Origin of the sequence: Nonomuraea sp. NPDC026600, from assembly GCF_040638335.1 — a bacterium.
GTDB lineage: Bacteria > Actinomycetota > Actinomycetes > Streptosporangiales > Streptosporangiaceae > Nonomuraea.
Window position 1 is genome coordinate 127,213 of record NZ_JBEZYD010000022.1, and the last position, 19,252, is coordinate 146,464.

General features: G+C 70.0%; 18 protein-coding genes and 1 riboswitch. Of the genes, 6 read left to right on the plus strand and 12 right to left on the minus strand.

Annotation, left to right across the window (positions count from 1 at the left end; translation table 11 throughout):
* Positions 1–34: 34 nt before the first annotated feature.
* From gcvH to AB0F17_RS39310, 6 genes are all read right to left on the minus strand, one after another.
* Positions 35–424 (minus strand): glycine cleavage system protein GcvH, encoded by a 390-nt coding sequence (gene gcvH / locus AB0F17_RS39285; protein ID WP_358033697.1) that lies wholly within the window; start codon positions 422–424, stop codon positions 35–37.
* Positions 421–1,506, minus strand: a complete 1,086-nt coding sequence (gcvT, locus tag AB0F17_RS39290) for a glycine cleavage system aminomethyltransferase GcvT (RefSeq protein WP_358033700.1) — start codon at positions 1,504–1,506, stop codon at positions 421–423. The genes gcvH and gcvT overlap by 4 nt, the downstream gene beginning before the upstream one ends.
* 129 nt (positions 1,507–1,635) lie before the next feature.
* Positions 1,636–1,733, minus strand: a riboswitch (glycine riboswitch).
* Positions 1,734–1,829: 96 nt separating this feature from the next.
* On the minus strand, positions 1,830–2,519 hold the full coding sequence (locus AB0F17_RS39295) for a gamma-glutamyl-gamma-aminobutyrate hydrolase family protein (protein ID WP_358033702.1): 690 nt from the start codon (positions 2,517–2,519) through the stop codon (positions 1,830–1,832).
* 12 nt (positions 2,520–2,531) lie between these two features.
* A complete protein-coding gene (locus AB0F17_RS39300; protein WP_358033705.1) occupies positions 2,532–3,296 on the minus strand; it encodes a 3-oxoacyl-ACP reductase in 765 nt (254 codons plus the stop codon).
* Between the two features lie 2 nt (positions 3,297–3,298).
* Positions 3,299–4,651: an aldehyde dehydrogenase family protein gene (locus tag AB0F17_RS39305; protein ID WP_358033707.1), complete on the minus strand. Its 1,353-nt coding sequence runs from the start codon at positions 4,649–4,651 to the stop codon at positions 3,299–3,301.
* Entirely contained in the window at positions 4,648–6,024 is a 1,377-nt protein-coding gene (locus AB0F17_RS39310) for a glutamine synthetase family protein (protein ID WP_358033710.1), read from the minus strand. Before AB0F17_RS39310 ends, AB0F17_RS39305 begins: the two co-directional genes overlap by 4 nt.
* Before the next feature lie 108 nt (positions 6,025–6,132).
* On the opposite strand from AB0F17_RS39310, the gene AB0F17_RS39315 reads away from it, so the two are divergent.
* The gene (locus tag AB0F17_RS39315; protein ID WP_358033876.1) at positions 6,133–6,837 is read left to right on the plus strand and encodes an FCD domain-containing protein; all 705 of its coding nucleotides are present in this window, start codon (positions 6,133–6,135) and stop codon (positions 6,835–6,837) included.
* Positions 6,838–6,923: 86 nt separating this feature from the next.
* Positions 6,924–7,679 (plus strand): hypothetical protein, encoded by a 756-nt coding sequence (locus AB0F17_RS39320; protein ID WP_358033713.1) that lies wholly within the window; start codon positions 6,924–6,926, stop codon positions 7,677–7,679.
* A 10-nt stretch (positions 7,680–7,689) separates the two neighbouring features.
* Here AB0F17_RS39320 and AB0F17_RS39325 read toward each other — a convergent pair whose 3' ends face one another.
* From AB0F17_RS39325 to AB0F17_RS39335, 3 genes are all read right to left on the minus strand, one after another.
* Positions 7,690–9,210: a High-affinity nickel-transporter gene (locus tag AB0F17_RS39325; protein WP_358033716.1), complete on the minus strand. Its 1,521-nt coding sequence runs from the start codon at positions 9,208–9,210 to the stop codon at positions 7,690–7,692.
* The gene (locus AB0F17_RS39330) at positions 9,207–10,412 is read right to left on the minus strand and encodes a tetratricopeptide repeat protein (protein WP_358033720.1); all 1,206 of its coding nucleotides are present in this window, start codon (positions 10,410–10,412) and stop codon (positions 9,207–9,209) included. The genes AB0F17_RS39325 and AB0F17_RS39330 overlap by 4 nt, the downstream gene beginning before the upstream one ends.
* Positions 10,413–10,576: 164 nt before the next feature.
* A complete protein-coding gene (locus tag AB0F17_RS39335; RefSeq protein ID WP_358033723.1) occupies positions 10,577–11,953 on the minus strand; it encodes a DUF4331 domain-containing protein in 1,377 nt (458 codons plus the stop codon).
* Between the two features lie 217 nt (positions 11,954–12,170).
* Here AB0F17_RS39335 and AB0F17_RS39340 point away from each other — a divergent pair, with 217 nt between their 5' ends.
* Together AB0F17_RS39340 and AB0F17_RS39345 are read left to right on the plus strand one after the other, a co-directional pair.
* Positions 12,171–13,889: an ABC transporter ATP-binding protein gene (locus tag AB0F17_RS39340; protein WP_358033725.1), complete on the plus strand. Its 1,719-nt coding sequence runs from the start codon at positions 12,171–12,173 to the stop codon at positions 13,887–13,889.
* A 75-nt stretch (positions 13,890–13,964) separates the two neighbouring features.
* The gene (locus tag AB0F17_RS39345; protein WP_358033729.1) at positions 13,965–14,798 is read left to right on the plus strand and encodes a MurR/RpiR family transcriptional regulator; all 834 of its coding nucleotides are present in this window, start codon (positions 13,965–13,967) and stop codon (positions 14,796–14,798) included.
* A 14-nt stretch (positions 14,799–14,812) separates the two neighbouring features.
* On the opposite strand, the gene AB0F17_RS39350 is transcribed toward AB0F17_RS39345, so the two are convergent.
* Genes AB0F17_RS39350 through AB0F17_RS39360 form a run of 3 tightly spaced genes read right to left on the minus strand, consistent with a single transcriptional unit; the run spans position 14,813 to position 17,051 of the window.
* The gene (locus AB0F17_RS39350; RefSeq protein WP_358033731.1) at positions 14,813–15,559 is read right to left on the minus strand and encodes an ABC transporter permease; all 747 of its coding nucleotides are present in this window, start codon (positions 15,557–15,559) and stop codon (positions 14,813–14,815) included.
* Positions 15,556–16,509 (minus strand): ATP-binding cassette domain-containing protein, encoded by a 954-nt coding sequence (locus AB0F17_RS39355; protein WP_358033733.1) that lies wholly within the window; start codon positions 16,507–16,509, stop codon positions 15,556–15,558. The genes AB0F17_RS39350 and AB0F17_RS39355 overlap by 4 nt, the downstream gene beginning before the upstream one ends.
* Before the next feature lie 11 nt (positions 16,510–16,520).
* A complete protein-coding gene (locus AB0F17_RS39360; protein ID WP_358033735.1) occupies positions 16,521–17,051 on the minus strand; it encodes a PadR family transcriptional regulator in 531 nt (176 codons plus the stop codon).
* Positions 17,052–17,104: 53 nt separating this feature from the next.
* Between AB0F17_RS39360 and AB0F17_RS39365 the strand changes: the two genes are divergently transcribed.
* Positions 17,105–17,791, plus strand: coding sequence for an SDR family oxidoreductase (locus AB0F17_RS39365; RefSeq protein ID WP_358033738.1), 687 nt, complete (start codon positions 17,105–17,107; stop codon positions 17,789–17,791).
* Between the two features lie 101 nt (positions 17,792–17,892).
* Positions 17,893–19,251, plus strand: a complete 1,359-nt coding sequence (locus tag AB0F17_RS39370; protein WP_358033740.1) for a formimidoylglutamate deiminase — start codon at positions 17,893–17,895, stop codon at positions 19,249–19,251.
* Position 19,252 lies beyond the last annotated feature (1 nt).

Consider the following 19,252-nt stretch of genomic DNA (forward strand, 5'->3'; position numbering starts at 1 on the left):
AAGGCCGGGGCCCGTCAGGACCCCGGCGGGTGGATCAGGACTCGCCTGAGGTGAGTGCCGAGTACTCCTCGGCGGAGAGCAGGTCCTCGGGGTCGCCTTCCACGCGCACGCGGAACATCCAGCCGTCACCGTAGGGGTCGCTGTTGGCCAGCGACGGATCGTCCACGACGGTCTGGTTGACCTCGACGATCTCGCCGCCGACAGGGGTGTAGATCTCACTCACCGACTTGGTCGACTCGACCTCGCCCACGGAGTCGCCCGCCTCGACGGTCGCGCCGGCCTCGGGGAGCTGCACGTAGACGACATCACCCAGCGCCTCGGCCGCGTAGGCCGTGATGCCGATGGTCACGGTGATGCCGTCGTCGAGGCCGGCGATCCACTCGTGTTCCTTGGTGTAGCTCAGGTCGTCTGGGATGTTGCTCACTTGTTCCTCCTGTAGAAGGGCAGCTCAATGAGGTCCATAGGTTCATGGCTGCCCCGGATGTCCACGGCCAGACCTGCATCGGCCCCGTTGTCGACGTAGGCCATCGCGATGGGTTTGCCCAGAGTCTGGGAAGGTGCCCCGCTGGTGACCTCGCCGACGACGGCGCCGTCCTTGGTCACCGGGTAGCCATGGCGTGGCACCCGGCGGCCCCGCGCGACCAGGCCGACGAGCCGGCGCCGTGGTGGCGTGTCCTTGACCGCCTCCAGCGCCGACCTGCCGACGAAGTCGCCCGGCTTGTCGAATTTCACCACTCTGCCCAGCCCCGCGTCGAACGGGGTCAGCTCGACGCCGAGCTCGTTGCCGTACAGCGGCATGCCTGCTTCGAGTCTGAGCGTGTCACGGCTGGACAGACCCGCCGCTCGCAGCCCGTGCGCACGGCCGGCCTCGGTCAGCGCGTGCCAGAGCGGCACGGCGTCCTGGTTGGCCACGAACAGCTCGAAGCCGTCCTCGCCCGTGTAGCCCGTGCGCGCGATGAGCGCCTGCCGCCCGTCGACCAGACCGGGCAGGCCCGCGTAGTACTTCAGCCCGGCGAGGTCGGCGTCGGTGAGCGTGGCGAGGATCTCCTGCGCGCGCGGCCCCTGCACGGCGATCAGCGCGTACTGCTCCGAGCGATCCTCAACCACCGCGTTGTACGACTTGGCGCGATTCTTCAGCTCTTCCCCGACTTTTTCATAGTTGGAGGCGTTAGCCACAACCATGAACTCCTCGTCCCCCAACCGGTAGACGATCAGGTCGTCCAGCACCCCGCCACGCTCGTTCACGATCATGGTGTAGCGGGCCCGGCCGGGCGCGAGTGCCGACAGGTGTCCCACCAGCGCGTAGTCGAGCGCCTCGCCGGCCTGCGGCCCGGTCACGAAGATCTCGCCCATGTGGGAGAGGTCGAACAGCCCGGCCGCCTGGCGGACGGCGTTGTGCTCGGCGGACTCGCTGCCGTAGCGGAGCGGCATCAGCCACCCGGCGAAATCGGTCAGGGTCGCGCCGAGGCTCTCATGGACGTCTCGAAGCGGTGTGGGTCGGGACATATGTGCACCTCAGGGCAGGATCGGATGCCAGCATCCTCCCCCTCTGTCATCGGTGCCTGAGAGCTTCGCCCGGATTTTGCCGGACTTTCACCTTCGGCGAGGCCGCCAGGCCTGCTTTCCAGAGGACACCTCGTCCGTGCGGTCCTTTGCCTTGAGAGGTTCGCGGGGAGGGCTTGCTCCTTCAGGGGCCCTGGCCGGATGCCAGGACGCTCTCCCGCACGGTTTCGTCGGTGATGCCGGCAAGCCTAGTGCTGTTATGGGGGAGTTGTCGCGTGCGGATTCTGCCATTTCACGGCGAAATGGCCTGGCCGCGGCGCGAGCGTTCAGCAGGCGGCGATGAGTGCCTCGAACAGCGCGCAGTCCTTCGCCGCCTCCGGATGCCACTGCACGGCCACGGCGAACGCCCGGGACTCCAGCTCCACCGCCTCGACCGTGCCGTCATCGGCCACGGCGGACACGCTCAGCCCGGGAGCGAGCTGATCGACGGCCTGGTGGTGGTAGTGCGGCACGTCTTCCGGCGCGGCCCCGAGCGCCTTGGCGACGCGGGTGCCCGCCACGGGCCGTACGGGCAGGTGGCCGAACTGGCCGGGTGCGGGGGAGTGGCCGGTGTGTCCCACGACGTCGGGCAGATGCTGGTGCAACGTCCCGCCGAGCGCGACGTTGAGCACCTGCATCCCTCGACATATCCCGAGATAGGGCACGTCGGCCTCAAGAGCGGCCTCCATCACCGAAAACTCCGCCTCATCCCGAAATTTCCGGATATAGCCGGTCCGCTCATCCGCCTCCTGCCCGTACCGGTCGGGCGAGACGTCACCCCCACCGGCCAGGATCAGCCCGTCCAGCCGTCCCAGCAGCTCGGCGGGCTCCCCGGCGGGCGGCAGGATCACCGGCTGCCCGCCGGCCCGGACCACCTGCTCCACGTACATGTACGGCAACAGGGCGACCGGCATGTCCCACACGGTGAACTGGGCAGGCTCCACATAGGACGTGATCCCGATGACAGGCCGCTTCACGACAGCCCCTTTCTACAGAGGGGTGACGTACGCACTCGAAATACCCCCATCGACGAGAAACTCCGAGCCGGTGATGAACGAGGCGTCATCGCTGGCCAGGAACGCCACCGCCGCCGCGATCTCGGACGCCTCGGCGAAGCGGCCCACCGGCACGTGCACCAGGCGCCGCGCCGCCCGCTCGGGGTCCTTCGCGAACAGCTCCCGCAGCAGCGGGGTGTTGACCGGCCCCGGGCACAGCGCGTTCACCCGGATCCCCTCACGCGCGAACTGGACGCCGAGCTCACGCGACATCGCCAGCACCCCGCCCTTCGAGGCGGTGTAGGAGATCTGCGACGTCGCCGAGCCCATCACCGCCACGAACGAGGCGGTGTTGATGATCGAGCCCTTCCCCTGCCGCCGCATGTACGGGATCGCGTGCTTGCAGCAGAGGTAGACGCTGGTCAGGTTCACCTCCTGGACCCGGCGCCACGCGTCGATGCCGGTCTCCAGGATCGAGTCGTCGTCGGGCGGCGAGATGCCCGCGTTGTTGAAGGCGATGTCGACGGAGCCATAGGTGTCGAACGCCGTCTGGAACATCCGGACGACGTCCTCCTCGCTGGTCACGTCGACCTTGACGAAGAGCCCGCCCACCTCGGAGGCGGCCTTGGTGCCCGCCACCTCGTCGACGTCGGCGCAGACCACCTTGGCGCCCTCCTCGGCGAAGCGGCGCGCGGTGGCCAGGCCGATCCCGCCGCCCGCGCCGGTGATCACGGCGACGCGGTTGTGCAAACGCTGCATGTTCACTCCGTTGAGATGAAGACGTTCTTGGTCTCGGTGAACGCCGCGAGGGCGTCCGGGCCCAGCTCCCGGCCGAGGCCGGACTCCTTGAAGCCACCGAACGGCGTCCAGTGGCGCACCGACGAGTGCGAGTTCACCGACAGCGCGCCCGCCTCCACGGCCCGTGCGACGCGCAGCGCCCGGCCGACGTCGCGGGTCCAGATGGAGCCGCTCAGGCCGTAGCGCGTGTTGTTGGCGATGCGTACGGCCTCCGCCTCGTCCGCGAACGGCACCACCGACACCACCGGCCCGAAGATCTCCTCGGTGAACGTCCGGTCGGTGATCGCCGTCGTCAGGACCGTGGGCGGGAACCAGAACCCCTTGCCCTGCGGGCAGTCGCCCTGAAGGTAGGGAGGGCCGTCGATGAAGCCGCGCACCCGGTCCAGATGTTCGGCGCTGATCAGCGGGCCCATCTCGGTGCTCTCGTCGAGCGGGTCGCCGACTTTGACGTTCCGCACGGCCGGCACCAGCTGCTCCAGGAACTCGTCGTAGACCTCGGCCTGCACCAGGATCCGCGACCGGGCACAGCAGTCCTGGCCGGAGTTATCGAAGACGGCATACGGCGCGGTTTTCGCCGCTTTTTCGAGATCAGAGTCCGCAAATACGATATTTGCGTTCTTGCCGCCTAGTTCGAGGGTGATGCGCTTGACCTGGGCCGCCGCCTTGGCGGCGATCTGCTTGCCCACCTCGGTCGAGCCGGTGAACACGATCTTGGCCACCCCCGGGTGCTCGACCAGGCGGGCCCCCGCCACCTCCCCTGCCCCAGGCAGCACCTGGAACACCCCCTCGGGGAGGCCCGCGGCGAGGGCCAGCTCGGCCAGCCTCAGCGCGGTCAGCGGGGTCCATTCGGCGGGCTTGACGATCACCGTGTTGCCCGCCGCCAGCGCCGGGGCGACGCCCCAGCTCATGATGAGCATCGGGAAGTTCCACGGCACGATCACGCCCACCACGCCCAGCGGCTCCTGGAACGTGATGTCCACGCCGCCGGGCACCGGGATCTGCTTGCCGTGGTTGCGTTCGGGCGCGGCGGCGAAGAAGTGCAGCACGTCGCGTACCGCGCCCGCCTCCCAGCGGGCGTTGCCGATCGGGTGGCCGGAGTTCGTGAGCTCCAGCAGGGCCAGCTCCTCGCGGTGCTCGTCCACCAGATCGGCGAAGCGGCGCAGCAGCCGCGCCCGGTCGCCGGGCGCCACGTCGCGCCAGCTCCCATAGGCCCGCCTGGCACGCTCCACGGCCCGGTCGACCTCGGCCGCGTCGGCCTGCTCGATGTCGGCGAGGACTTCCTCCGTCGCCGGATTGATGATCAGCATCTTGCTCACATCCGCTCGAAACCCCGGAACAGCTCCCAGTCCGTGACCGCCGCGTCGAAGGCGGCCAGCTCGACCCGGGCGTTGTTCGCATAGTGCGCCACCACGTCGTCGCCGAACGTCTCGCGTGCCAGCTTCGACCCCTCGAACAGCGCCAGCGCGTCCCGCAGCGTGTGCGGCACGGTCTCGGCGCCGGACTCGTAGGCGTTGCCCTCGAACGCGTCCTCCAGGGACAGCTCCGCGTCGATGCCGTGCAGCCCGGCCGCGATCAGCGCCGCGACCGCGAGGTACGGGTTCACGTCGCCGCCCGGCACCCGGTTCTCTATCCGCAGCGACTGCCCGTGGCCGACGAGCCGGAGCGAGCAGGTGCGGTTGTCCACGCCCCACTTGACGGCCGTGGGGGCGAAGCTGCCGGGGACGTAGCGCTTGTAGGAGTTGATGTTCGGGGCGTAGAAGAGGGTGAGCTCGCGCATGCAGGCCAGTTGCCCGGCGATGAAGCGGGCGCCGAGCTCGGAGAGCCCGTACGGGCCGTCGCCCGCCATGACCGAGTCTCCGTCCACGCTCCACAGTGAGATGTGGATGTGGCAGGAGTTGCCCTCGCGTGCGTTCGGCTTGGCCATGAAGGTGATCGACTTGCCCTCCTGAGCCGCGATCTCCTTGGCGCCGTTCTTGTAGATGGAATGGTTGTCGCAGGTCTTCAGCGCCTCGTCGTAGCGGAAGGCGATCTCGTGCTGGCCCAGGTTGCACTCGCCCTTGGCGGACTCGACGTACAGCCCAGCTCCCTCCATGTCCCGCCTTATCCGGCGAAGGAGGGGTTCGATGCGGGCCGTACCGAGGAGGGAGTAGTCGACGTTGTAGAGGTTCGCGGGGGTCATGTCGCGGTAGCCGCGCTTCCACGCGTCCTCGTAGCTGTCCTCGTACACCACGAACTCCAGCTCGGTGCCCACGAAGGCGGCCAGGCCGCGGTCGGCGAGCCGGGTGAGCTGCCTGCGCAGGATCTGCCGCGGCGAGGCGGTCACGTCCTCGTCGTTCTCCCAGGCCAGGTCCGCCATGAGCATGACGGTCCCCTCCTGCCATGGGACCCACCGCAACGTGGAAAAATCGGGCTTCATCACGAAATCGCCGTAGCCGCGGTCCCACGAGGACATCGCGTAGCCATCGACCGTGTTCATGTCGACGTCCACGGCGAGCAGGTAGTTGCAGCCCTCGGAGCCGTGCCCGAGCACCTCGTTCAGGAAATAGCGCGCCGACAGGCGCTTGCCCTGCAACCGGCCCTGCATGTCGGCGATCGCGAGCAGCACGGTGTCGACCCGCCCGGCGGCCACCTCGTCACGCAGCTCGTCGACGGACAGGGGGCCGGGTTCTGGAAGACCTCGCTCGCTCACGGAAGTTCGCTCGCTTTCGGGCTAATTGGGCTACTCTTAGACCATTGATGTGCATATGGGGATCGCTTGTCAAGACCTGAGGACACGTTGGACGACTCGGCGCGGTTGATGACGGTGTTACGGCCGGTCAGAGCAGGAAACGCCTTCGAAGAAACGGTAGAACGGCTGCTCCAGGCGATCAAGCTTGGCATGGTCGCGCCGGGCCGGAAGCTGCCCCCGGAGCGCGAGCTCGCGGTCCAGCTCGGCATCAGCAGGGTGACCCTGCGCGAGGCGATCCGGGCGCTCCAGGACGCCGGTTACCTCGAGGTGCGGCGCGGCCGGTACGGCGGCGCCTTCGTCACCTACGCCCCTCCCCAGCCCGAAAGCGGCGACCTGCGCAGGGCGGTGGCCGACATGGGCTCGGCCGACCTCACCGACGCGCTGACCTTCCGGATGGCCGTGGAATGCGGGGCGGCGGAGGTCCTGGCGGCGGCCACACTCACCGAAGCCCAGCGCGCCCTTCTGCGCGGCCGGCTCGCCGACCTCAACAAGGCGGGCGTCGAGGACTACCGGCGCCTGGACACGGCCTTCCACCTGTCGATCGCCGAACTGACCGGCTCCCCCCTGCTCGCCACCGCCTGCGCCGACGCGCGCCTGCGGGTCAGCGACCTCCTCAACGCCATCCCGATGCTCCAGGTGAACCTCGACCACTCCGCCCTCCAGCACGAGGCGATCGTGGCGGCCATCCTGGCCGGCGACCCGGAAGGGGCCCGTCGAGCGGTCTCCGAGCACCTGGAAGGCACGGCGGCGCTGCTGCGCGCGTTCCTGGCCTGAAGCCCTGTCGCGAGGCTCGTTTCCTCGTTTCCCGGACCTTGCGGTCAGGGGAGGGCGAAGGGGCTCGTAACATCAGTTCCAAGGTCATGGAGAACTGGTTCGAGCTGAACATCGTCGTGACAGGACGGCTGCCGCTGCTCTGTTTCTTCGTCGCGCTCATCGCGGCCTTCGTGGCCACCCGCGTCAATGTGCGGCTGATCAGGGCGAAGCTCGGCTGGTTCCGTAACGTCAACGTGGGTGAGATGCACATCCACCACGTGGTGTTCGGGGTCGTGCTCATGCTGCTCGGCGGGGTCAGCGGGCTGATCGTGTCGTCGGCCTCGCAGGTGGCCTACGCCGCCGCGGCCGCCGTCTTCGGGATCGGGTCGGCACTGGTGCTGGACGAGTTCGCGCTGATCCTGCACCTGCACGACGTCTACTGGGAGGAAGAGGGGCGCACCTCGGTCGACGCGGTGTTCATCGCGGTCGCGGTGACGGGGCTGCTGCTCACCGGGCTCCGGCCGCTGACGTTCGACTACGGGACGCCGGTCAACCCGGGTGTGCTGATCGTGGCGAACATGGTGCTCGCCGTCATCACCCTGTCGAAGGGCAAGATCTGGACCGGGATGGTCGGGCTGTTCGTACCGGTGCTCCTGGTGGTCTGCGCGATACGCCTGGCCAGGCCGGGCTCTCCGTGGGCCCACCTGTTCTACCAGAAGCGCTCGCCGCGGAAGCTGGCCAAGGCCGCGCACCGGGAGGAACGGTGGCGCCGGCCGGTGATCAGGGCCAAGATCGCCTTCCAGGAGTTCGTCTCGGGACGCCACGACCTGCCCTCCACCCGACGCGGCCGCCGGCCCACCTAGCGCGGGCGCCCTAGAGGGCGATGGCCGAGCGGAGGGCCAGGCCCGCGCCCAGCAGCATCACCATGCCGGCCGTGCCCAGCGGCGCCAGGGTGGACAGCCGGGCGGCCAGGCCACGCCCCCGCGAGGCGCGGCGTTCGAGGCGGTCGACGAGCTTGACCAGCAGCAGGCCCGTGACGGTGAGCGTCGCCGCCATGCCGATGCCGTACGCGGTGACCAGCGCCACCCCGAACCAGGTACGGCCCAGCGCGATCGCCCCCAGCAGCACGATGAGCGCCGACGGGCTCGGCACCAGCCCGCCCGCCACCCCCATCCCTAGCAGACCGGCCCGCGTCGAGCGTTCGTGCCCATGCCCGTGCTCGTGCCCATGCCCGTGCTCGTGGCCATGCCCGTGCTCGTCCCCGTGCTCGTCCCCGTGCTCGTCCCCATGACCATGACCATGACCGTGTCCATGTCCATGTCCATGTCCATGTCCGTGGCCGGAGGAGCGGCGGGTGGACAGGAGCAGGCGCAGGCCGATGAAGGCGATCAGCACGCCGCTGGCCACCCCCAGCCACCCCAGCACCGACTCCCCGGCCAGCGCGGTGAACGCGCTCAGCAGCAGCCCCACCACCAGCACCCCGGCCGTGTGCGTGGCGGTAACCGTGGCTCCCACGACCAGGGCGTCACGCGGCCGCCCGCGCCGCCCGGCCAGGTACGCGGCCATGATCGTCTTGCCGTGCCCGGGGATCAGCGCGTGCCCGGCCCCGAGCAGCATCGCCAGACCCACGGCCAGCAGCCCGAGCGGCACCGTCAGCGAGTCGGCGCCGATCAGGCCGGTGAACGTCCGGTCCAGCGCCGCCAGCGCGTCCCCGATCGGCCCGCCGACGCTGATCGTGCCGAGCCCGGACGGCGTACCGCCCGAGCCGGGGGAGCCGCCGCCGGACAGGACGGAGGCCGCGCCGCCGACCGTGACGGTGGCCGTGCGCTGGTCGAGCGGGTTGGTCAGCAGGTCCTCGGGGTACTTGCGCAGCTCGTCGCTCACACTGGCCGACGGCACGGACGACTGGGTCAGCCGTAGGCCGTCGCCGACGGCGGTGATCTCCCGCCAGCCGATCCGGTCCTGCTCGAACGCGTCGGCGAAGGACACCGTGCCCGACACACGGGCCTCGGCGACGAGTCGGCAGGTCAGGCGGCTGGTCTGCAGGCCGCCCTGCCCGGGCGCGTACGCGAACTCCGAACCCGACACCCGCCACGGCACCGCCGTGCCACCGATGGTGAGGCGCTGGGCGGCGGCCAGCGTGGCGCAGGTCCTGGCCGCGTACGAGGCGTCCACGCCCGGTTTGGCCTGGAGCGTCGGCAGTTCGGCGGCGTCCACGACCGCCTTGTTCTCCACCCGGTCGGGCCGCACGCGCAGCCCGTTGTAGTGGTTGACGGTGAAGTTGCCGAGCGGATGCCTGGCCGCCGTCTCCGCCCGCGCCGCGGTCGTGAACAGGACCGACACGCCCATCGACAACAGCAGGCCTACGAGCAGGCCGAGCCGGAGCACTCTCATGAGAACCTCGCCAGTGCGGACAGAGACGGATCGAAGCCCGGGGCCACGCGCGCGGGCTTGCCGAGCGCGCGCTCGATCCGGGCGCGGTGGTAGGCGAGCAGCGGGTTGCGCCAGCCGGTCGAGGTGGCCTTCTTCGCGTACGGCAGCGCCTCGCCCGGCTTGCCCGCCTTGAACAGGGCCCAGCCGAGCGCGTCGGCGGCGACGAGGTTGGGGTTGCGCGCGTACTCGGCCCTGGCATGCCGTACGGCCGTCGCCGGGTCGCCGTGGTCGGCCTCGAACTCGGCCCAGGTGAGGTCGTCCCGCACGCCGGCGGCCCGCAGCAGCTTCCGCTGGGCCTCCAGCAGGGTCCAGTCGGGCTTCAGGCCCGCCTTGATCCGGGTCTCGCCCTGCTCGATGAGGTACTGGGACAGCGGCAGCCGTTCGACCACCCGCCGGTAGAGGTCGAGGGCCTCGGCCGTCCGCCCGCTGAGCGCGGCGACCCTGGCCTGTCCGGCGACCGCCGGGGTGTAGGCGGGGTAGGCCTGGAGCGCCTTGGCGTACCAGGTGCCGGCCTCGGCCAGGTCGCCCGAGTGCAGGGCCAGCTCGCCCAGGTAGTAGCGGGTGTAGGCGATGTCCGCCGGGGCGTAGGCGTCGTTCTGGGCGTACTCCAGGAACTCGCGGGCCTTCGTCCGGTCGCCACGGAGCTCGGCCGCGTAGGAGGCGCGGGCGAACGCCGCCACTCCGGGGCGCAGCCCCATCATCCTGTCCACGGCCTTCGAGGCGCCGCTCAGGTCGCCGAGCTGTGTCTTGGCGTCGGCCAGGATGCCGTGCGCCGCCGCGCTGTACGGGTTGGCGCCGATGGCCCGTTGCGCCAGCCGTACCGCGTCGGAGAACTCGTGGCGGCCGGCGGCGAGCGCCGCCTGGCCGGTCAGCACCGCGTCGTCGGCGGCGTTCAGACGGGTCGCGGTGGCCAGGGCGCCTTCGGCCTTGGTGTAGTACGACGGGTCGCCGGTGACTCTGGCCTGGTCGACGTACTCCAGGCCGAGCTGGGCCCAGCTTCGATAGTCGCCGGGCAGGCGCTTCAGGCGGGACTGCAGCGTCTCGGTGAAGGTCACGTTCTGGGTGGTCACGGTGGCTGTCTCTGGCGGGGCATACACGGCGTAGGCCGTGATGGCCAGCGCGCCGGCCACGACGAGGCCACCGGCTATGGCGAGGGATCGCATCCAAGGCTCCGGAGATCGGAAGGGGTCGGCGGAGACGGGTCGAGGGCCGGCTGGCCCTGACGGGGGGCACGGCCAGCCGGCCGGGGTCGCGGCGGGAGTGTGGGAGACGGGCCCGCCGCGGAGGAGGACCGACCGGCCCGGAGAGGAGGCCGGCCGGTCGGGCTTCACCGCTTGTTCACAGCCACGTTGCTGGGCAGCGGGATGTACGGGAAGGACTGGAAGAAGGGCTTGTCGTTCTGGTCGACCTTGTCCGTCAGGCCCGGGACGAGCTTGCCCGACAGCGCGGCACCGGCCACGGCCTGCAGCGCGATGTCCACGACGTCGTCGGACAGGCGGCGGCCGTTCGGGAAGCCCTGCAGGTCACCGGCCAGCACGCCGAGACGGTTGGGGTCCTTGGACGGCGGAACCGCCATGTTGAGCCGCAGCATCTCGGAGGGCCGCAGCTTGCCGGCGTCCTTGTTGAGGGTCTGCGAGTTCAGGTCGGCCTTGATCGGCCCGTTGCCCTTGGCGATGCCGGTCAGGAAGATCTCGACCAGGTCGCCGCGCGGGGTCGCGGGCGCCTTGATGCCGTAGATGCCCTCCAGCAGCCTGGCCACCTCGGGGTCGGTGACCCGCTTGACCACTTCCGGGATGCCGGCGTCCTTGACCGGGGGCAGCGAGTTGAACGCGTCCTTCAGGCCGGCGGGCATGACGACCTCGTTGACCAGCGGGTTGCCCAGGCGCGAGACCTGGGCGTAGCCGTTCGGGCTCCACTTGTCCGTGGTGGACCAGACACCGATCACCGGGTTGCGCCCGACGTCGCCCTTGAGCGCCAGGTCGCTGGCGGGCACCTGGACGGCCAGGGTGCTCACGTTGTAGCCCTTGGTGGTGTCCTGGCCGACCTCGGACAGGTTGCCGCCGTAGAGCAGGTCGAAGACGCGCAGGTCCAGGAAGAACGCCTCGTCGGACTGGCCGGCGTAGGCCTTGCCGCCGTGCGGGAGGCCCTTCAGGGACTGGGCGCGCAGCGTGCCGTAGTCGGGCATCGAGGCGGGGCCGACGTTGCTCGGCGCGACGATGCCGTTCGAGACGAGCGTCCTGCTGCCGTGCTCGGTGAGCCTCTTGAGCGTGTAGCGCTGGCGGAAGAGCAGGTTCTCGTCGTTCAGCGAGGTGACGGGCCCGTTGTTGTACAGGAACGTGTCGTTGCCGCGCCGGTCCTCATCGCGGAACGTCCACTGGTACACGATGTCGGGCTGGGCGTCGCCATCGTTGTCGATCTTGATGTTGTAGCGGGACTTGGTGTCGAACGTGTAGAAGTTCGGGCCGCCCTGCGGTTCCTGGAACGGGATCCAGTTGGACAGCAGTGTCACCGTGTCGGCCTTGTCGGGGCTGACGAACGCGTACACGTCGGTGTTGTCGTTACGCGGGTCCCCCGCGATCATCGGTGCCTCGCGGTGCGAGGAAGCGGTGCCGGAGTCGGTACGAAGCAGGGCGAACGAGGAGGCGGTCAACGCCACCGCGACGCCCAGTCCGACTAGAGCGCGCCGGTTGATCCGGAGCTCCATGTTCGGTCCTTTCGAGAGGGCTGATCGTTAGCGAGAGGTTCCGGCCGGGTTCCTCGACCGCCTATTCGTCGCCGCTCCGCGATCGGATGTGTCTCTCCTCCCAGAGAATGAGAGGTCAATCAAAGTTGACATACTTTGGTCGTCAATTTAGGTTGACGGGTGTGGAATCTGATCCGCCGTTCGTTGGGGATGTCGGGATATATCGCGAGAGGAGAACATGGTGATCAGAGAGCTGCTCGCCTACATACGCCCGCACCGGAGGATCTTGATCCTCGGTGGGTTGCTGGGTCTGGTCGGCTCGGCGGCCGGTCTGGCGATGCCGTTGCTGGCCAAGTACGTGGTGGACGCCTTCGGCCAGAACACGTCGATGGCCGGGCCGTTACTCGGGCTGACCGTGGCGGTGCTGGTCGGGGCGGTGGTCTCGGCGCTGGGCACGTACTTGATGGAGCGCACGGGCGAGGGCATCGTGCTGGGCGCGCGGCGCCGGCTCGTCGATCGGCTGTTCCGGCTCAAGGTCGCCGACGTGGACCGGCTCCAGCCCGGCGACCTGCTGTCGCGGGTGACCGGTGACACGACGCTGCTGCGGGCCGTACTGACGAACGGGATCGTGAACTCGATCGGCGCGGTGTTCATGCTGGTCGGCGCGATCATCATGATGGCGACCATGGACGGCGTGCTGCTGCTGGTCACGCTGCTCGTGGTGGTGGTGATCGGCGGGCTGACCGGGCTGGTGATGCCCCGGATCCAGCGGGCGCAGAAGCAGGCCCAGGAGGCCGTCGGCGAGATGGGCGCCGTGCTCGACCGGGCGCTGCAGGCGTACCGCACGGTCAAGGCCAGTGGCGCGGAGGAGCGCGAGATCGCGGTCGTCGGCGGCGCCGCCGAGCGCGCTCGCGACCGGGGCCTGCAGGTGGCCGGGTGGACCTCGCTGGCCGGGGTGGCGACCTGGATGGCGGTGCAGATCGCCTTCCTGTGCGTGCTGGCCGTCGGCGGGTCGCGGGTCGCCTCCGGCGCGCTGGAGGTCTCGTCGCTGATCGCGTTCCTGCTGTACCTGTTCTACCTGGTGGCGCCCATCGGGCAGATCGTCGAGGGCATGGTGCAGCTCCAGCAGGGCCTGGCGGCGATGAAGCGGATCAAGGAGATCGAGGACCTGCCCGCCGAGCCCGTCGGTGCCACGGTCACGACGGCGCTCGGCGCGGGGGACCCCGTGGGTGTGCGGTTCGAGGACGTGGTGTTCCGCTACGGGGACGACCGGCCGACCGTGCACGACGGAGTCAGCTTCGAGGTGCCGCCCGGCGGGCTGACCGCGCTCGTGGGGCCGTCGGGGGCGGGCAAGTCGACGGTGTTCGCCCTGCTGGAACGGTTCTACGAGCACCAGGACGGCAGGATCACGGTCGACGGCCGCGACATCCGCGACTGGCCGCTCGCCGAGTTGCGGGCCACACTCGGCTACGTCGAGCAGGACGCGCCCGTGCTGGCGGGCACGCTCAAGGAGAACCTGCTCTTCGCCGCCCAGGACGCCACCGAGGAGGAGTTGCGGCGGGCGATCGTCCGTACCCGCCTCGACGACCTGGTGTCCAGGCTGCCCGAGGGGCTCGACACGGCCGTCGGGCACCGGGGCGTGCTGCTGTCGGGCGGCGAGCGGCAGCGGGTGGCGATCGCCAGGGCACTGCTGCGCAAGCCCAGGCTGCTCCTGCTGGACGAGGCGACCTCGCAGCTCGACGCGGTCAACGAGCTCCGGCTGCGCGAGGTCATCGCCGAGGTGGCCGCCGAGACGACCGTGCTGGTCATCGCGCACCGGCTGTCCACGGTGACCAACGCGGACCGCATCGTGGTCATGGAGGCGGGCGGGGTGCGCGCGGTCGGCACCCATGCCGAGCTGGTGGGGGAGGACGATCTTTATCGCGAACTGGCCGCGACCCAGTTCCTGGTGAGTTAGTACTCCGCGAGTGACATAGATGAATGCGTTCATTCAGGTGGGATGAGAAGTCGGACAGGTGGTGTTGCAGGTGGCGTGACGGGCGGATACCACAGCGGTCTTGGCGGGCTTCTCGACGGGCGGCGGCTGTCTCCCGTGCAGCGACGGATCGCGCACTACCTGTCCGAGCATCTCGATGAGGCGATCTTCCTGTCCAGCGTCGAACTGGCCGAGCGGTCAGGAGTGAGCCAGCCGTCCGTGACCAGGTTCGCCATGGTGCTCGGCTTCGCCGGCTACCCCGAGCTGCGGCAGGCGCTGCGTCCGCTGGTGCTGGGCGGCCCGCCGGAGGAGAATCTGCTCCAGGGCGCCATCGACAGCGAGATCAGGAATCTGGCCGCCGTCAGGGAGCGGCTGGCGGGCTTCCCGCTCAAGGAGCTGGGGGAGTCTCTGGCCGCCACCGAGCCACTCCCGGTGCTGGGGCTCCGGGTCTCCTGCGGGCTGGCCACCACCTTCGCCTACTACGCGCGCCGGATCCATCCCGACGTACGGCTGCTGACGCACGGCGGCTCGGAGCTGATCGACGGGTTGCACGCCGCGCGCCGGGCCGGCGCGGACTGGCTGCTCGCCGTGGTGCTGCCGCGATATCCGGCCGAGGTCATGCACGCCCTGGAGTACGCGGAGAAACTGGGCCTGCGGATCGCCGTCATCTGTGACAAGGCCGATTTCCCCGCCGAGGTGGTGCTCGACGCGCCGGTGGGGGATCGGCTCGTGTTCGACTCGCACGCGGCGCCGCTCGCGCTGGCCATGGCGCTGGTCGAGGCCATGGCCGACGCCGCGCCGCTGCGCACTCAGGCCCGGCTGGAGGAGTACGAGCGGATGACCGACGAGACCGGCACGTTCCTAACCAGCGATCCGTCCGAACCGGCCTGACCGTCCGAACCGGCTCAGCCGGCGATCCGGCGTAGCGAGCGCACCGACCAGCTCACGGTCAGCGCGGCCAGGCCCAGCATGACGGCGAACGCGATCGGGATCGACACGTCGGTCAGATCGCCCGCGAACAGCGCCCGGCCGGCCACCACTGGGTGGTACATCGGGTTGAACAGGGCCACCTTCTGCATCCACTCCGGCGCCAGCGTCATCGGCAGCAGCGCCCCCGACAGCAGCATGATGGGCAGGGCGAAGAACTGCATGATCTGCGCCATGCCGTTCTCGTCGCGCAGCGACAGCGCCAGGCCGTATCCGATGCCGGAGGAGAACAGGCCGGTCACCGCGATGAGCAGCACCGTGATGACGAGTCCCGGCAGGCTGGCGCGCATGCCCATGGCCAGCGCGATCACGATCACCACGATCGACTGGAGCACCAGCACGACCCCGTCTCGGAGGGTCCGGCCGAGCACGATCGCCGGGCGCCAGGCGGGGCTGACGGCGATGCGTTCCAGGACGCCGCTGCGCAGCTCGTAGATCATGCCGTAGCCGACGCCGATCGCCCCGAACAGCGCGGTGATCACCAGCATGCCCGGCGCGAAGCTCGTGAGCTGCGCGGAGATGGGCTGCCCGGAGGATCCCGCCACCAGCGGGCCGAACAGCAGCAGGTACACCACCGGCTGCACGATGCCGAACAGCGGCCAGATCGGGTTCCTGAAGGTGTTGCGCAGCTCGTACGTCAGGAACAGCAGGGTGTGGCGGATCATGCGGCGGCTCCCGCGTCGCGAAGGGATCGGCCGGTCTTGGCCAGGAAGACGTCGTCGAGGGTGGCGCGGTCGAGCGCGATCGAGGACAGGCGGAGATCCTGCTCCTCCAGCGCCCGCAGCAGCGTGGGCAGTGTGTGCTCGCCGTCGTCGACGTACACGCGCAGCACGTCGTGGTCGACGCGGGTCTCACGCGCGTACGGCTTGAGCGTCTCGGCGGCGCGGTCCGGCTCGTCCAGCCTGAGCGTGACGACGTCGCCGGACACCTCGCGCTTGAGCTCGCCCGGCGTGCCCTCGGCCACCACCTGGCCGTGATCGACGATCACCAGCCGGTCGCACAGGGCGTCGGCCTCGTCGAGGTAGTGGGTGCTGAGCAGCACGCTGGTGCCGAGCTCGCGCAACTGCCTGATGCGGTCCCAGAGGTTGGCCCGGTTCTGGGGGTCGAGCCCGGTGGTGGGCTCGTCGAGGAAGAGCAGGGGCGGGCTGTGCACCAGCCCGAGCGCGATGGCCACCCGCCGCTTCTGGCCGCCGGAGAGCGTACTGCCCGGCCGGTCGGCCATCTCCGTCAGGTCGAACCGGCCGAGCACGTCGGCCGTGGCCCCGGCCGGGTCGGGCAGGTTGTGGATCTTCGCGGCCATCGTGATCTGCGCCCGCGGAGTGGTATTCTCCTCCACCCCGCCGGCCTGGCTGACGTAGCCCAGGTTGCGGCGGACGGCGCCGGGTGCCTTGAGCAGGTCGTGCCCGGCGATGGCGGCCGTGCCGGAGTCGGGCGTGATCAGGGTGGCGAGCATCCTGATCGTGGTGGTCTTGCCGGCGCCGTTCGGGCCGAGGACGCCGAAGATCTCGCCCTTCCGCACTTCGAGGTCGACGCCCCGGACCGCTTCCACGGTCTGCGTGCCCTTCCTGCTCCTGGTCGTGAATGTCTTGCGTAAGTCGTGCGCATCGATGATCATTTGTGGGCTCCTTAAGGAAGTTCGTCTGCTTCGACCCTGGTGACCGCCTTCTCGGCCCAGGCGAGCTGGGCGGCGAGCATGTCCGTGCTCAGACGGAGGTTCTCGTCCACGTGCCGGGGGGCGCCGTAGCGCTGTTTGACGCCGTAGGCGCTCTCCATCGCCTCGATGGACATCTTGAGCTGGCGGATCCTGCCGTGGAGCGAGTCAAGGATCTCCTGTTTGGTCAGGCGGTCCATGAACGTGAGCGCGACCTGGAAGGGGTCGACGATCGGTTTGACGTCGTACCAGTTCTGCAGCAGCAGGCGACGGAACTCCAGCCGGCCCGCCTCGGTGACCTCGTAGACCGTCTTGCCGCCCTTGCCGCTCTCGACCACCTCAAGCAGGCCCTCCTCGGCCATCTTGCCCAGCCCGTGGTAGATCGAGCCGAACGCCACGTTGGCCCAGTGCTCCGCGCCCATCACCTCCAGGTGCCTGCGGACCTGATATCCGTTGAGCGGCTTGTCGAGCAGGCAACCGAGGATGAGAACGCGCGTCGAAGACATACTCAAGTTTGTATTCAAATTTGAATGCCTGTCAAGGTCATAAACTGATCCGCATGACTGAACGACCAACCGCGCTGGTCACCGGCGCGTCTCGTGGTATCGGCGAGGCGATCGCCAGGGCGCTGGGGCCCACGCACCACGTCATACTCGGCGGCCGTGACGGCGACGCGCTCGCCGCCCTGGCGGCCGGGCTGCCCGACGCGAGGGCGTGGCCGGTGGAGCTGACCGAGATCGCCGAGGCCGACGTGGCGGGCGTCGAGCGGCTCGACGTGCTCGTGCACAGCGCCGGGATCGGCACACTCGGCAAGCTCGCGGAACTCACCGCCGGCGCGTGGCGGGAGACGATGGAGCTCAACGTGATAGCCGTTGCCGAGCTCACCCGGCTGGTGCTGCCCGCGCTCAGGCGGGCCGGCGGTCACGTGGTCTGCGTCAACTCCGGCGCCGGGCTCCGGGCGAACCCCGGCTGGGGCGCCTACGCGGCGAGCAAGTTCGCGCTGCGGGCCTTCGCCGACGCGCTGCGCCAGGAGGAGACCGACCTCAAGGTGACGACCGTCTACCCAGGTCGGGTGGCCACCGACATGCAGCGGGGCGTCCGCGCTCAGGAGGGCGGCGAGTTCGAGCCGGACAAGTACCTCACACCCGAGTCCGTGGCCCGCGCGGTGCTGGCCGCCCTCAACGCCGGACCCGACGCCCATCTGACCGAACTCATGCTGCGGCCCAGCGCGGGCCCGGTCAACTGAATGGATCCATTCACTACCGTGTCCCACCACCCTGATGAGCAGCCTGAGCAGGCAGACTGCGAATCGGGAGTCGTCGCCCTCGCGAACGTTCTGGAGGACCTGTGTTGGTGACCTACTGGTGCGAACACGCCTGGCTGCCCGACGGCGTCGCCGAAAGCGTGCTCGTCGAGGTCGACGGGGCCCGCATCGCCGACGTGACCCGAGGGGAGCCGGGCGGCGCCGAACGCCTGGCGGGCCTGACCATCCCCGGCCTGGCCAACGCCCACTCCCACGCCTTCCACCGGGCGCTGCGCGGGGCCACGCAGGCGGGCGCGGGCGACTTCTGGACGTGGCGCGACCGGATGTACGAGGTGGCCGCGGCGCTCGACCCCGACAGCTACCTGGCGCTGGCCAGGGCCGCCTACGCGGAGATGGCGCTGGCCGGGATCACCTGTGTGGGCGAGTTCCACTATCTGCACCACGCGCCGGACGGACGGCCGTACGAGGACGCGAACGCGATGGGCCACGCGCTCATCCAGGCCGCCCGTGACGCGGGCCTGCGCATCGCGCTGCTCGACACCTGCTACCTGACCGGCGGCATCGGCATGGGCACGGCGGCCGGCTCGGCGGCCGGTGGCGGCACGGGCCTGGCGGGGGCGCAGGTGCGCTTCGGGGACGGCGACGCCGACCGGTGGGCGACCCGGGCCGGCGACCTGGCCGCCGCCTACGAGGGGCAGCACGACGTGGAGATCGGCGCGGCCGTGCACTCGGTGCGGGCCGTGCCGCCGGAGCAGATGCCGGTGATCGCCGAGTTCTCCCACCACCATGCCGCGCCGCTGCACGCGCACGTCTCCGAGCAGCGGGCGGAGAACGCCGCGTGCGTGGAGATGTACGCGGCCAGCCCGGTGCAGGTGCTGCACGAACGGGGCGTGCTCGGGCCGCGGTCCACCGCCGTGCACGCCACCCACCTGAGCGACGTCGACATCGAGCTGCTCGCCCAGTCGGGCACGCACATCTGCATGTGCCCCACCACCGAACGCGACCTCGCCGACGGCATCGGGCCCGCCAGGACGCTGTTCGACCACGGCGCGCCGATCACGCTCGGCTCCGACAGCCATGCCGTCATCGACCTGTTCGAGGAGGCCCGCGCGGTCGAGCTGGACGAACGGCTGGCCACCGGCGAACGCGGCCACTGGCGCGCCGCCGAGCTCCTGACCGCCGCCGCCGGCGCGGGCCACACCTCGCTGGGCTTCCCCGACGCCGGGCTGCTCGTGCCGGGCGCGTGGGCCGACCTGGTCTCGGTACGCCTCGACTCGGTCCGTACGGCGGGTGCCGGCGGGCTGGAGGCGGTGGTGTTCGCGGCTACGGCAGCCGACGTGCACTCGGTCGTCTCGGGTGGCCGGCGCGTCGTGTCGCAGGGCCGGCACACGCTGGGTGACGTGGGCGCCATGCTGACCGAGGCGATTGGACGGGTCCGATGAC